This is a genomic window from Candidatus Margulisiibacteriota bacterium, from assembly GCA_018822365.1.
Taxonomy (GTDB): Bacteria; Margulisbacteria; WOR-1; order O2-12-FULL-45-9; family XYB2-FULL-48-7; genus XYB2-FULL-45-9.
This window is the reverse complement of sequence record JAHJKL010000061.1, coordinates 50161-64436: the sequence shown is the minus strand read 5'-3', so window position 1 is coordinate 64436 and position 14276 is coordinate 50161. Positions and strand designations below refer to the sequence as shown.

Below are 14276 nucleotides of genomic sequence, written 5' to 3'. Positions count from 1 at the left end.
TTTTTTGTTCCTATTTAAATAGTATAAACTTAATATTAAAATATCACAACAAGTGTACTGTCGATTATTCGTCAATCAAATTGATATTACCAAACTATTATGGGATAATTTGCCAAGGGTAGTTCCCAAAGGAGAAATATGAACATTTACGCCTTGCCCCCTCTAGCCGTAGGCGCCGCGGCCGCGTTTTTCGGCTTGTTCATCCTATCCAGCAACCCCCGCTCCAAACTTATCGCTCCGTTGTCGTTTTTTTCCTTGAGCGCCGCCTGGTGGCTGATCTGTTCCGGCCTGATGTATTTAACCCCGGAAAGGAATCTAGCCTTGCTTTTTAGTCGGCTCGGATTTATCGGGATCGCCTTCCTTCCGGTTTTCTCCTTTCAATTCATCGCGACTCAAGTCAGCCTTCGTTTGCCTGGCTGGCTGTTCACTATCCTGTACGCCACCAGTTCCTTCGCTGTGATCGTTGCCTTTTTCACTAAACAGATCTTTCAAGAAGCTATTCATTACTTCTGGGGATTTTATCCGGTCGCCGGGCCCCTCTACCCGCTCTTTTCCTTTTATTTATTTGCTCTCTCGGCCCTTGGGCTCTTTCTTCTTTTTCTGAATTACCACCGGGCAATGAAACAGGCCAGGCCTCTATTGGCCCGGCAATCGCTTCTTTTATTGCTGGCTTTTTGCGCTAGCCTGCTCGGTTTTATCGATCAATTTAAGCGGACGGAAACCCCGTTATATCCGATCGGTTATCTGGCGATCATGCTTTTTATCGGCATTGTTATTTACGCGACCGTCAGGGTCAAAGCAGTCGATGTCCCTCTCAATTTTCGTTTTAGCCCTCACCGCCGGCGGCCAAACTACCAGCAGATCATCAGCAAATACATTACCGCCCTGGCCAAGCCGGAGGTCGATCTTGACCGCTTTTGCCGCCTTGCCCCATACCTGCTGACCAAAGAGCTCTTCCTCTCGGCCGCTTCAACTATGGTCCTTGACCGCGAAAAACAAACTTATATCGTTAGAGCGGGCGAAAGAGAAGCGGCCGACACGGTAGGGATCGAGATCGCCGAAGATTCCCCGCTCATCGAAGAATTGTTGGCCCGCAAACGGGAGATCGTCCTGGATGAAGTCAAAGCGCTCCTGAAGATCAGAGGAAAAGACCATCCCGCCGAGCGTCTCCGCCTGCAGGCCATAATCAACGAAATGAACAAGCTGAAGGCGACCCTGATCATTCCAAGCATTTCCGAGAGCGGTCATTTCAATAAAACGATGCTGCTGTCGACAATTAACCTGGGAGAAAAATTCCATCTCGACGATTTTTCCCGGGAAGACATTGAGTTCCTGACCGCCCTGGCCCATCAGATCACCCTTAGCATTGAATACGCTTTTATCTTTGAAGAGCTCAAACGCAACCAGGATTATTGCATCCAGGCGGAAAAGCTGGCCGCCCTCGGGACAGCTACCGCCGGCATCGCCCACGAGCTGAAAAATCCGTTTACTTTTCTCTATACCGTCGTCCATGCCATGGACAAGCGCTGGGACGACCCGGAATTCAAAGAGAGCGTCATTAAAATACTTCCGGCCGAAGTTGAGCGGATCAAGCTGATCTTAGACGGCCTTTCTGATTATTCTAAAATGCAAAACCTCAAGCCGGAACCGGTCCAGCTTGCCCCGGTGCTGGAAAAAGTGATCGCCATCCTCGGTCACGAGATCAAGAAAAACAGTGTTAAGTTAACCAAAGAATATGACAGCGGCAGTCCGATCACGGTCATGGCCGATAAAAACCGGATCGTCCAGGTCTTTATGAACATTCTTGCCAACGCTTTGCAGGCGATCGGTCCGGGGGGCGGAACAGTTTCTATTGCGCTTATCCAGGACTCCGGCTCCGATCATATTTCCTTTAAAGATAACGGCCCTGGGATACCGCCAAAAGTCTTAAAACGGATCTTCGACCCATTCTTCACCACCAAAGAAGCGGGGACCGGCCTCGGACTCCCCATCACGAAAAAGATCCTTGAAGAACAAGGAGGATCGATCAAGATCGACAGCTCCGAAGGAAGCGGCACAACTGTTACCGTCACGCTTCCGGCCGCTTAACGACCGCGCTTCGTTGTTTTTACCGCTAGAAAATGATAAAATTTAAAAATGGAATACAAGAAAACCCTGAACCTGCCTCAGACCGACTTCCCGATCAGAGCGAACCTGGGAAAGGTCGAAGAAGAGATGCTCACCTATTGGAACGGACAAAACATTTACTCACAAATCCAGGACAAAAACGCCAAAAACAAGCCATTTATCCTGCATGACGGCCCCCCATATCCCAATGGTGATATCCATCTTGGCCACGCGCTCAATAAAATACTCAAAGATATTGTGGTTAAATATAAATCGATGCAAGGGTTCCATGCTCCCTTTGTTCCGGGATGGGATTGTCATGGACTGCCGATTGAAACTCAATTGCTTAAAGAGATCGGGGAAAAACGAAAAGAGATGCCGATCTCGGAATTTCGCGAAAAATGCCGGGACTACGCCTTAAAATACGTCGATCTGCAGCGGGGTGAGTTCAAAAAGCTCGGGGTTTTTGCCGATTGGCAAAACCCATATTTAACGATCAATCATTCATACGAAGAAAATATCGCCGCCCTATTCGGCGTTCTGGCGGAAAAAGGCTATGTCTACCGGGGACTTAAACCGATCCATTGGTGCCCCAATGATACCACTGCTCTAGCCGAAGCGGAAATTGAATATGAAGACGACCGCTCCCCATCGATCTTTGTCAAATTCAAAGTGGTTGACAACAAATCACTGGTCTTAAACCGCAAGTCACCATTAGCTAAAGTCAACGATCAGGTCTTTTTTGTCGTCTGGACCACCACCCCCTGGACCCTGCCGGCCAATGTCGCCATCTGCGCTCATCCGGAGCTGGAGTATGTTTTTGTCAGTACAGGACCACCGGAAGCGGAAAACGTCTATGTCGTAGCCGAAGGGCTTTTGGAAAGCTTTTTACAAAAGCTGGAGATCAAAGAGCATAAAATAATTGAACGGACCCATGGAAAATATCTGGAGGGGATACTTTGCCAGCATCCATTTATCGACCGACAGGTCCCGGTGATTTTAGGCGAGCTGGTCACACTGGAACAAGGGACCGGCCTGGTCCACATTGCCCCCGGACACGGCGCCGAAGATTATCAGGTCGGCTTAAAGTATAAGCTCCCGATAATCATGCCGGTCGACCCGCGCGGCTATTTTGACTCAACCGTCCCGGATTGGCTCATCAACATTTATTACGATAAAGCGAACAAGCTGATCACCGAGAAGATGAAAGAGGACGGCACTCTGCTCAAGCTGGAATTCATGAAACATTCTTACCCCCACTGCTGGCGCTGCAAGAGCCCGGTTATTTTTAGGGCGACCGAACAATGGTTTATCTCGGTTGATCACCGCGAATTAAGGCAGGAAGCCCTAAAAGCGATCGGCCAGACCAAATGGTATCCCGCCTGGGGTGAAAACCGGATCAGAGGGATGGTCTCCGGACGCCCCGACTGGTGCATCTCCCGTCAGCGCGCCTGGGGAGTGCCGATCCCGGTCTTTTACTGCACAAAATGCCACAAACCACAGATGACCGGTATATTTAACCAGGCGATCCGCGACCTTTTTCTCAGGGAGGGGACCAATGGCTGGTTCGCCAAAGAAGCCAAAGATATCCTCCCATCCGGGACCAAGTGTCCGGATTGCGGCGGCTCCGATTTTACCAAAGAGACCGACATTCTCGACGTCTGGTTTGAGTCAGGCTCATCCCATGCGGCGGTCCTGGAAACGATCCCCGGCCATGTTTGGCCGGCCGATCTTTATCTGGAAGGGTCCGACCAGCACCGGGGATGGTTTCAATCTTCCCTGCTTCTCGGAGTAGGCTACAAAGGGGCTGCTCCCTACCGGGCCGTTCTGACCCACGGATTCACCATCGATGATAAAGGAAAAAAAATGAGCAAGTCGCAGGGGAACGTCATCGATCCACAGGATGTGGTAAAACGCTATGGGGCCGATGTCCTCCGCCTCTGGGTCGCTTCGACCGATTTCCGCAACGACATGGCCGCCTCGGAAAGCATTCTCAAGCAGGTTCAGGAAGCTTATCTCAAGATCCGCAACACCTGCCGCTTCTTGATGAGCAATTTGTACGACTTTGTTCCCGGAAACCGCGACGATAGTGTCGCTGGGTTCCAAGCCAACCAACTTCTGGAAATCGACCGGTGGATCCTCCTTCGCCTCCATCGTTTAATTGAAAAAACGACCAAAGCGTACGATGAGTACGAATTACATCTGATTTACCACTCACTTTACGACTTTTGCGTCAACGACCTGTCGGCTTTTTATCTTGATAGCTCCAAAGACCGGCTTTACTGCGGCGGCAAAGATTCGCCAGAGCGTCGCTCCGCTCAATTCGCTATGAACGAGGTCCTTAAAGCGTTAGTCTGCCTGATGGCCCCGATCCTCTCTTTTACGGCGGAAAACATTAATAAGTTTTTAATGACAAATGAATGTAGTATATTTTTATCAACAATGCCTAATGCAGACCAGAAATACCTTGATGGGAAATTAGAAGATAAATGGGAAATTGTTCTGGGCATAAAAAAACAAGTTAATTTTATGCTTGAAGGAAGCCGATTTAAAAAGGAAATTGGATCGAGCCTTGACGCGGACGTGAGCATACTAGCCTCAAGCAATGATTATCCTATCCTAAAATCAGTTGAAGACCTTTTACCAATGATATTTATCGTTTCAAAAGTTTCCCTCAAACAGAATCCTTCCACCGTAATAGGAGTGACTCCCGCATCGGGACAAAAATGTGAGCGTTGTTGGAACTGGCGCGAAAGCGTGGGACAAAACAAGGAACACCCGACCCTATGCGCCCGTTGCGCCAAGGTTGTCGGCTCTCTCTGATTAGTTCTTTTATGTTATACTGTTGGTCAGCAAATTAATTATTTTGGAGGAATGATCTATGGCAAAAAATCATGACGTTAAAGATATGGGCCTGGCAAAAAAAGGTAAAGCCCGCATTGAGTGGGCTGAACGTGACATGCCGGTCCTCTCCCAGGTTAAAGATAAATTCCAAAAAAGTCAGATATTAAAGGGAAAAAAGATGAGCGCCTGCCTCCATGTGACGGCTGAAACCGCCAACCTGGTCAGGGCCCTTAAAGCCGGCGGCGCCGACATCGTCCTTTGCGCCAGCAATCCCCTCTCCACCCAGGATGACGTCGCCGCCTCCCTTGTCAGCGATTACAAGATCCCGGTCTACGCGATCAAAGGGGAAGACAACGAGACATACTTCAAGCATTTAACCGCCGCGATCGAACATTCCCCGGTCATCACCATGGACGACGGGTGCGACCTGGTCTCCGCTATCTCGAAGAAATATCCGGCCATTGCCCGCCAGATCATCGGCAGCATGGAAGAAACCACGACCGGTGTGATCCGACTTAAGGCGATGGAGCGGGACGGCGCGCTGAAGTTCCCGGTCATCGCCGTCAACGACGCCCAAACCAAAAACCTCTTCGACAACCGCTACGGGACCGGCCAGAGCACCGTCGACGGGATCATCCGGGCGACCGATTTTCTTCTGGCCGGAAAAATGATCGTCGTGGCCGGCTACGGCTGGTGCGGCAAAGGCTTTGCCATGCGCTGCAAAGGGATGGGGGCAAATGTTATTGTCACCGAAGTTAACCCGGTCAAAGCGATCGAAGCGGCCATGGACGGCTTCCAGGTCATGACCATGGCCGAAGCGGCCCCGATCGGGGACCTTTTCTGCACCCTGACCGGCAATATGCACGTGGTCAGGCCGGAACATTTCAAGAAAATGAAGAACGGGGCGATCGTCTGCAACTCCGGCCACTTTGACATTGAGCTTGACCTCACGGGGCTAAAAAAGCTGGCCAGGAAAGAAAAGAAGAACGTCCGCAACTTTGTCGATGAATATATTCTCCCCAACGACCACTCCGTCTTTGTCCTGGCCGAAGGACGCCTGGTCAACCTGGGAGCGGCCGAAGGCCACCCCGCCTCGGTCATGGATATGAGCTTTTCCACCCAGGCGCTGGCAACCGAATATGCGATCAAAAACACCGGCAAGCTGGCCGCCAAGGTTTATAATGTGCCTCAGGAGATCGAAGATTGGGTCGCGACCGCAAAGTTAAAATCTATGGGGATCGGCATTGATAAGCTGACCGCCGACCAGTCTAAATACCTGGCCAGCTGGGAAGAGGGGACATAATGGACGAAGATATCAGGCTCTTTGAAGCTATCGAAAGAGTCCGCCGGGACAAACATCAACCATGGCGCTACATACTTTTCACCTTTCTTAACGGAATTGCCCAAGGGGTCGGGTTTGCGCTCGGCACGACCCTGATACTTGGGATCGTTTTCTTTGTCTTGACCAGGGTTATCGCTCAACTGGTCAACTTCCCGGTCGTCGGACACTATTTTGAACAGATCGGCACACTCCTCGACGTTTACTCCAAACAACCTCTCCCCCGCGTCAGATAAGATGTTTTTTTACCTGCTGGCCGCGTCCGTCTGCCTTGCCGACCAGGCGGTCAAACAGCTGGTCCACAACACTTTTCAACTCGGCCAATCGATCCCGATTATCGGACCATATTTGACCTTGACCTATGTCCGGAATACCGGAGCCGCTTTTTCTATTCTTACTGGGAAGTCCCCTTTCTTGTCCGTCATTGGATTGGTCGCGGTCGCCTTGATGATCTATTTTCACTACCGCCTTCCGGCTAATGAAAAAGTGGCTCAAACCGGCCTGGCCTTGATGTTGGGCGGGAGCATAGGCAACCTTTTTGACCGATTTGCTCGACACTATGTAATTGACTACATCGATCTTAAGGTTTGGCCGGTCTTTAACCTGGCCGACATCATGATAAATCTTGGCGTGGCCCTGATAATCCTGGCGATCCTGTTCCAAAATAAGGAGGAATAATATGCACCCGATCCTGATAAAATTAGGCTCACTGACCCTTTATTCATACGGTTTTATGGTCGCGCTCGGCTTTCTGTCCGGGATCGCCGTCTCTTTGCGCCTGGCCAAACAGGCCGGGATCAAAAGTGAAACGATTATTGACCTGGCCCTTTATGTGATCGTTGCAGCTATCGTCGGGGCGCGCTTCCTTTACGTCGCCGGACAGTGGGGTTTTTACCGGGGAAATCTATTGGAGATCATCATGATCCAGCGCGGCGGCATGGTCTTTTTGGGCGGCTTGATCTTTGTTCTGGCAACAGTCATCTATTTTGCCCGCGCCAGGCAGATCCCGTTGCTTCAGCTTTTTGACGCTATAACGCCGGGAACCGCTCTTGGCTACGCGATCGGGCGACTGGGCTGTTTTCTCAATGGCTGCTGTTTCGGGCTCCCGACCGCTCTCCCCTGGGGGATCGTTTTTCCAAGCGACTGCCTGGCTGGAAGCTACTTTCCCGACCGACACCTTCACCCCACCCAGCTTTACGCTTCCGCCATTATCATTGTCGCTTTTGCTTTTCTTCTCTTCCTGTACCAGAGAAAAAAATTCCCCGGTCAGGTTTTTTTCTCCGGTCTGGCCATTTACTCGGCATATCGTTTTGGTGTTGAATTCCTTCGCTATAGTCCGATGCACTGGCTTGGCTTAACCCCTTCCCAATGGATCGTTATCCCGGTTTTTGGGATCAGCCTTTACTATTTATGGTATTACAATAAAAATGACCGAACGGCATGAGCTTATAGTTCCAGACAGCGTTCAACAAATACGCCTTGACCAGTTCCTGGCGGGCTCACCTGGGCTTGCCCTTTCCAGGTCGCAGGTCAAAGAACTGATCGACCATGGTTTGGCACGCCTAAACGGGGAACAGAGCAAAGCAAGCGCCAGGGTCAAGCCCCGTGACCTGATCACCGTTGAAATTTCTGCTCCACAGCCGCCGACCGCTAGACCAGAAACCATTCCACTCGATATAATTCATGAAGATGACGATATCATTGTGATCAATAAACCCCAGGGACTGGTTGTCCATCCCGCCCCCGGTAATTATGAGGGAACACTGGTCAACGCCCTGCTTGCCCATTGCCGCCAACTGGCTACGTTAGGCGGCCCTTTGCGGCCAGGCATTGTCCACCGGCTCGACAAAGAGACCTCCGGAGTGATCGTTGTCGCCAAAACCGACCTGGCCTATCGCTCGCTCATCAAACAGATCAAGGATCGGACGATCGAAAAGACTTATCTCGCGCTGGTCCATGGGACACCATCACCAATGGAGGGGACAATTGAAGCAAACATCGGACGCCATCCGGTTAATCGCCAGAAAATGGCGGTCTTAGCGGCCAGCGGCAGCCATCGCTCGCGTACCGCGTTAAGCCATTATCGGATAAAAGATGTTTTGGGAAAATATTCTCTGCTTGAGGTCAAGATCCTGACCGGCCGGACCCACCAGATCAGGGTCCATTTAAGCCACATTGGCCACCCGATAGTTGGAGATCCTGTCTATGGACGGAAACAAGAAGAATTCCGGGTCCGAGGCCAGCTTCTTCACGCTTACAGGTTATCCTTTGATCACCCAATCAGTGGAAACCGGGTAGAATTCTCGGCCCCTATGCCTCAGGAAATGTCCGCGGTCATTAATACGCTTACTTTAGCCCGCCAGTAACAGCTAAAAACAAATAAACCAACCCAGCCATGGTCCCAAAGAGGCTCGACCAGCGAACGATCGACAGCCAGGCTCGAACCTCTTTCTCTGGAGAAGGAAAGTATTCTTCCATCTGCGGAAGGAGGGGCTGATAAAATGCGTTAATGCGATTATATTTTCCCTGATCCATGGCTGTTTCTTCCGTTTGGCTGATCGGCCGGTATGAACAAATTTATCGTGGTCCCGCTTCCTGCCTCGCTCTCCACGCTGACGTCTCCGCTAAGCTGGTCCAGCATGCTTTTCGCCCAGGAGAGCCCCAGCCCATTCTTTTTTGCGGGGTCTCTTTCGGAATAGAACGGATCAAATATCCCTTCCAGGCTTTCAAGCGCCATATGTCCTTGTCCTTTTTTAAGCTCAATCCCGATCCCGTTGTCGCTGATCGAGATCGCAATATAGCGGCCCGGCTCAAGGGTGCCGCCCCGCACCGGGAAACGTTCGTCGATCGACCTGGTCTCAACCACTATCTTGATCCGTCCAGACCAATTTTCTTTTATTATATTGTTTGATTCTTCCGCTTCTAATTTTTGTCTCCTTTGCATGATCGCTTCAAAAGAATTCTCAATAATATTTTCAATGGCCAAAACCATCAGATCGTATCGTCCAAAAACGACATGGTCAGCACTGTACTCACGAGCGATCGCAACGTTTACTTTTTCCTGGTAACGCCTCTGACAGTTATCGATCGCCTGGCTGATCGCGTCTTCGACCACAAATTCCGCCCGCCAGTTATCCTGAGAAGACATCTTTAAATAAAGAAGCATCTCTCTGATCAGCCGTTCAAAGTTATTAAAAACCTTTTTAATTTCCCTGATCTGGCCCAATTGCTCTTTATCCTTTATTGCCTTTTCCAATAAGTTGAGCGCCAGGGTTATGATCGGGGAGCTGTTGTTAAGGCGGTGGGCGACCCCGGAAGTAATATCGCGAAAATATCTTTCCTCTAAATGCCGGGAAATCGACTTTTTGTAATCACTAAGATCGATCACCGCCGTTAGGACAACCTTATTGCCCCCTCTTAATGTTGGTATAACCGTGTCTATGGAGATCGCGTAAAATTGGCTCCCGTCATTTCTAACGTAGGTCCTGGTCGCGAGATTTTGCACTTTTCCGCCGTTCACCTTGACCCGAAAACGCTCTTTTGCTTCAGCCCGCTGATCGACCGGTACAAAATCGGTGATCGGCCGGCCAATAACTTCAGCCCGCGTAAAGCCCATGTTGTCCAGCCAGCGTTGATTGACCTCAAGGATAGCTCCATCAACGCCAAGAAAATGCGCTGCGACCGGTAAATTATTAAATAAATTCTCCGGCGAATTGATCCCGATCATCTTCCAGAGCGAACTTGGTTTTTGATTCTCCGCTATTTTGCGATATTGCCGGGTTTCAAGCTGCCTTAACCGCCTATGCAATGATCTGGCCGATGGAAAACGAACCGCTGAGTTCATAAAAGGCCTCCTATGTCCTCTTTCGACCGAATAATAAATAAATTTCAGTAGTGGAAGGGCATTATGAAAGCAGGCTGATCAGTTTGTAGACTAGTTTGGCTGCGGTAAAATCAGAGGCCAGGTCGTCTCTTTTTGGGGAAAGCTCAACCAGATCAAATCCAACAATGTTTACTTTTTGGCTTATAGCGGCCAATAGATCGATCGTTTCATTCCAGTCCAACCCTCCCGGCTCCGGGGTGCCGGTCGATCTAATGACCGCCGGGTCAAAAACATCGACATCGATCGTCACATACAGATTGCCGCTCAACTGGGAGATCAGCTTTTTCGTGTTAATCTTCCCTGCCCAATGGATCCTGTTCAACTGGCCGCTCTTTTTGGCAAAGTCCCATTCCTCCTTGGAAATACTCCTGACCCCGGCCTGAACGACCGGAGCCATCTCCAAAGTTCGGCGAATAGCGCAAGCGTGGCTTTGTTTGCTCCCCAGGTAACTGTCGCGCAAATCGGCATGGGCGTCAAAAGAGAGGACCGACAGGTCACTATAGCGGTCAACAAAGGCTTTTACGGCTAATGGGGTCAGGGAATGTTCCCCGCCTAAAATCACCGGGACTTTACCGTCAGTTAATATTGAAGATACCTTCTTCGTTAAACCTGCGGCCGAGACCGGCTTGATCGTAAATATTGGGCTGACCTGATAAGGCTCAAACTGCCGCTCCTCATCAAATGTTTCCAGCTGCTGCGAAGCCCTGAGAATAGCTGCCGGGCCATTCCTGGCCCCTTTGCCATAAGAAGTGGTCGCCTCATGAGGACAAGGGACAACGACATATTTGGCCTTGGAATAATTGTAATATTCCGGCTCGATCTCGAGAAATTTCACGCGGTCAGTGGATCGCCAGCGCCCGCTCGCGGGGGGGCTGAAATTCTATCCCGTGGCTGGTGCGGGAAACTTCGTGGCGGCTGGAGACAAAGACCTCTGACAAATATTGGGAGGCGTACTCGGTATTAAAATCTTTGCAGGAGAAAATATCAATAAAAACATGACCAGTCTCGGGAAAAGTGTGGACCGAAATGTGCGACTCGGCGACCAGAACAACCCCGGAAACCCCGGTCATTTCCTCTCCGCCGGCGGTCGACCGGAAAACATGCGGCTCGGAGATCTTGGTCATGCCGATCTTTTCTGGAAAAGTATCAAGCATATCGTGGACAAAAAGAACATCCTCCAATTTTTCTTTGGAACAGCCGTAGCAATCAACAATTAAATGCGAGCCGAAGCCAAAGGCCGGCTCAATAATATTTCTTATCATTTTCCGCCATTCTTATGCTGTTTTCCCGGGAACCATTAACATTTTAGAATGAATTCATGATTTGTCAAGAAAAATGAGGGGAAATCCATATCAGCCGGGGGAGTGCTGTTGACCCCCCCTCCCATTTATGATATTCTAAATATATTATGGATAATGAACTAAAAGGGACACAAATCAGTAGCGGCAAGGGGGACTCGGCCCTTTCTGAAGTTGAAGAGCTGATCCGCCAAACCCTGGAAGAAAGCAAGGTCTCCGCTCCGGCTGAAAGCAAAGAAAAGGCCGCGGTTAAGGAGGATTTTAAAGCAACAACTTATAGCGCCTCTCCACCAAAACCGGTCGCTCCGGCCGCGCCAACATCGCCAGTCATGCAGCCAACCCCGGCCAAACCAGCCGTTCCGGCCAATAGTTACGACGCGACTTTCAATGAATATAAAGCTGGGGACATCGTCAAAGGGAAAGTGGTCAAAGTCGACCAAACCGGCGTTCTTGTTGACATCAAGTATAAATCAGACGGCTTAATTCTCCCGGGTGAACTGTCGCTTCATCCATATACTTCGGTCGACGAGGTCGTTAAAGTCGGCGAGATCATTGAGGTCTTCATTGAAAAACTGGAAAGCAAAGAGGGGTATGTCATTCTCTCTAAGGCTCGGGCCGACCATGAACGCCACTGGAAGATCGCAATGAACGCGTTCCGGAACAAAACCCTGCTTGAAGGAAAAGTCCTGCAAGCCCTCAAGGGGGGGCTGGTCGTTGACTGCGACGGCTTGCGTGGTTTTGTCCCTGCCTCCCAGGTCAACAAGCGCCCCGAAGAGACCTTTGAATCCTTTGTCGGTCAAAATATCCCTTTAAAGATCATCGAAGTCAACCGCCACCAGGGAAAGATCATTCTTTCTCATCGGCTGGCCGCCGGTGACAAAGAAAAAGAGGACCACAATAAGCTGATCAATGAATTAGAGGTCGGCCAAATCAGAAAAGGGAAAGTGGTCAGCCTCAAGAATTTTGGCGCCTTTGTCGATCTTGGAGGGATCGAAGGGTTGGTCCACCTCTCCGAACTCTCCTGGAAGCGGGTCAAGCATCCATCCGAAGTTGTTAAACTCGGCGACGAGGTGGAGGTTTTTGTCCTGGGGGTCGACAAAGCAAATAAAAAGGTCGCTCTCGGCATGAGGCAGCTCCAGCCCGATCCCTGGGCCAGTGCCACCGAACACTTCAAGTCCGGCCAGATCATCAAGGTCAAGATCCTCCGCTTCGCCAAGTTTGGCGCTTTCGTCGAGCTCGGCCATGGCCTGGAGGGGTTGATCCACATTTCCGAACTTTCCAAAGAACCAGTAGCCACTCCGGAAGAAGCCAAGCACCCTGACGGCACCACGATCAAGCTCGGCGACGTTGTCGATGCCAAGATCCTCCGGGTCATTCCTGACGAACAGCGGATCGGACTGTCGGTCAAACAGGTCCAGGTCGAACGGGAACGCCAGGCGCTCAAGGAAGTCCAACAAACCTCCGCCGTTGAAGAAAAGAAAGTCACGATCGGCGACATGATCGCCGAAAAAGAGCGGGCCAAGGCCGAGCGGGACGGACTACTGGAAGAAGCGGCGGAAGGAAGCTCAGAAGAAATCCCGACATGAAGTTTGTCGACCAGCTTGACCAGGCGGCCAAAGAAAACTCCAGCCTCCTCTGCGTCGGCCTTGATCTCGACCTAAGCAAACTCCCTCCCTCTATCATCAGATCGGAAGACCCTTTGTTCATTTTCAACAAAAGCATTATTGACGCGACCAGGGACCTGGTTTGCGCTTATAAACCGAATTCCGCATTTTACGAAATGTATGGGCTTTCCGGGCTCAATGCTCTGTTAAAAACCATCGATTACATTCATGCCGCCGGCCTGCCGGTCATTCTTGACGCCAAACGGGGAGATGTTGGCCACTCATCCAGCGCTTATGCTAAAGCCGCCTTTGAAGTTTACAAAGCCGATTCGGTCACGGTCAGCCCCTATATGGGATATGACTCGATCCAGCCATTTATCGAATACCAGGAAAAAGGGGTCTTTATCCTCTGCCTGACCTCCAACGCCGGTTTTCGCGATTTCCAAAACTCCGGCAACAAAGAGCCGCTCTACAAGTCCGTTGCCCGCCACGCTAAAGAATGGAACCATTATGATAATTGCGGACTGGTGGTCGGAGCGACCAAGGCCGAAGAGCTAAAAGAGATCAGGGAAATTGCCGGCGACATGCCGATCCTGATCCCTGGGGTCGGCGCGCAAGGGGGAGACCTGGCGGCCGCCGTTAAATTTGGGGTCAATAAACAGGGAATGCGCGCGGTGATCAACGCCTCGCGCAGCATTCTATATGCCAACGACCCTCGCGCGGAAGCAAAAAAGCTTCGTGACGAGATAAACAAGCATAGGGATAGCAGGTAAATCAGGTGGGCAGGGAAACGAGGGAAACAGGCATGGGGAAAAAGAATTATGAAGGGCTGCAAAAGAACGTCAAGGAGTTAAAACTGCCACCGATCGACACTTGGGAGAATCAATACGCCGACCGGGAATACGCTATCCATATTGAGACCGACGAATTCACTTGCGTCTGCCCTAAGACCGGCCTTCCCGACTTTGCCACGATCATCATTGAATATTCCCCGAATAAAAGGTGCCTGGAGCTCAAATCCTTAAAAGAGTATTTCTTTGCCTATCGCGATATAGGGATTTTCCACGAACATTTGACGAACAAGATCCTGGCCGACATTGTGGCCGCCGCTAATCCGCGTTCCGCCAAGGTAACCGCGGAAATGAAGGTCCGCGGCGGGATTAAAACTTCTGTTACCGCCGAATATCCGCCCGCTGCCTGAC

At 50.7% G+C, this 14276-nt stretch carries 14 protein-coding genes; 10 read left to right on the top strand and 4 right to left on the bottom strand.

The genetic code is table 11. The features are described 5' to 3' along the window. Positions 1-138 precede the first annotated feature (138 nt). From KKF06_05585 to KKF06_05555, 7 genes are read left to right on the top strand one after another with little or no spacing between them, the layout of a single operon-like run. The gene (locus tag KKF06_05585) at positions 139-2088 is read left to right on the top strand and encodes a hypothetical protein (protein ID MBU1617227.1); all 1950 of its coding nucleotides are present in this window, start codon (positions 139-141) and stop codon (positions 2086-2088) included. Between the two features lie 48 nt (positions 2089-2136). Then, entirely contained in the window at positions 2137-4929 is a 2793-nt protein-coding gene (gene ileS, locus KKF06_05580; protein MBU1617226.1) for an isoleucine--tRNA ligase, read from the top strand. Positions 4930-4987: 58 nt separating this feature from the next. Further along, positions 4988-6253, top strand: coding sequence for an adenosylhomocysteinase (ahcY, locus tag KKF06_05575; GenBank protein ID MBU1617225.1), 1266 nt, complete (start codon positions 4988-4990; stop codon positions 6251-6253). After that, positions 6253-6525 carry a hypothetical protein gene (locus tag KKF06_05570; protein MBU1617224.1) on the top strand — a complete coding sequence of 91 codons (273 nt, stop codon included), beginning with the start codon at positions 6253-6255 and terminating at the stop codon, positions 6523-6525. Before ahcY ends, KKF06_05570 begins: the two co-directional genes overlap by 1 nt. A gap of 1 nt (position 6526) precedes the next feature. Beyond that, positions 6527-6967, top strand: a complete 441-nt coding sequence (lspA, locus tag KKF06_05565) for a signal peptidase II (protein MBU1617223.1) — start codon at positions 6527-6529, stop codon at positions 6965-6967. 1 nt (position 6968) lies between these two features. Then, positions 6969-7733 carry a prolipoprotein diacylglyceryl transferase gene (gene lgt / locus KKF06_05560; protein ID MBU1617222.1) on the top strand — a complete coding sequence of 255 codons (765 nt, stop codon included), beginning with the start codon at positions 6969-6971 and terminating at the stop codon, positions 7731-7733. Then, positions 7717-8655 (top strand): RluA family pseudouridine synthase, encoded by a 939-nt coding sequence (locus tag KKF06_05555; protein ID MBU1617221.1) that lies wholly within the window; start codon positions 7717-7719, stop codon positions 8653-8655. The genes lgt and KKF06_05555 overlap by 17 nt, the downstream gene beginning before the upstream one ends. Here the strand turns inward: KKF06_05555 and KKF06_05550 are convergent. From KKF06_05550 to speD, 4 genes are all read right to left on the bottom strand, one after another. Beyond that, positions 8636-8824, bottom strand: a complete 189-nt coding sequence (locus KKF06_05550; GenBank protein ID MBU1617220.1) for a hypothetical protein — start codon at positions 8822-8824, stop codon at positions 8636-8638. The two genes, KKF06_05555 and KKF06_05550, sit on opposite strands and share 20 nt — an antisense overlap. Beyond that, positions 8805-10133, bottom strand: a complete 1329-nt coding sequence (locus KKF06_05545; GenBank protein MBU1617219.1) for a PAS domain-containing sensor histidine kinase — start codon at positions 10131-10133, stop codon at positions 8805-8807. The genes KKF06_05550 and KKF06_05545 overlap by 20 nt, the downstream gene beginning before the upstream one ends. A gap of 61 nt (positions 10134-10194) precedes the next feature. Continuing rightward, on the bottom strand, positions 10195-11007 hold the full coding sequence (speB, locus tag KKF06_05540; protein ID MBU1617218.1) for an agmatinase: 813 nt from the start codon (positions 11005-11007) through the stop codon (positions 10195-10197). Positions 11008-11011: 4 nt separating this feature from the next. Beyond that, positions 11012-11434 (bottom strand): adenosylmethionine decarboxylase, encoded by a 423-nt coding sequence (gene speD, locus KKF06_05535; protein MBU1617217.1) that lies wholly within the window; start codon positions 11432-11434, stop codon positions 11012-11014. Positions 11435-11580: 146 nt separating this feature from the next. On the opposite strand from speD, the gene KKF06_05530 reads away from it, so the two are divergent. From KKF06_05530 to queF, 3 genes are read left to right on the top strand one after another with little or no spacing between them, the layout of a single operon-like run. Further along, complete coding sequence (locus tag KKF06_05530) at positions 11581-13056, top strand: S1 RNA-binding domain-containing protein (GenBank protein ID MBU1617216.1); 1476 nt, start codon at positions 11581-11583, stop codon at positions 13054-13056. After that, positions 13053-13847 (top strand): orotidine-5'-phosphate decarboxylase, encoded by a 795-nt coding sequence (gene pyrF, locus KKF06_05525; protein ID MBU1617215.1) that lies wholly within the window; start codon positions 13053-13055, stop codon positions 13845-13847. The genes KKF06_05530 and pyrF overlap by 4 nt, the downstream gene beginning before the upstream one ends. Before the next feature lie 32 nt (positions 13848-13879). Then, complete coding sequence (queF, locus tag KKF06_05520; GenBank protein ID MBU1617214.1) at positions 13880-14275, top strand: preQ(1) synthase; 396 nt, start codon at positions 13880-13882, stop codon at positions 14273-14275. Position 14276: the final 1 nt, after the last annotated feature.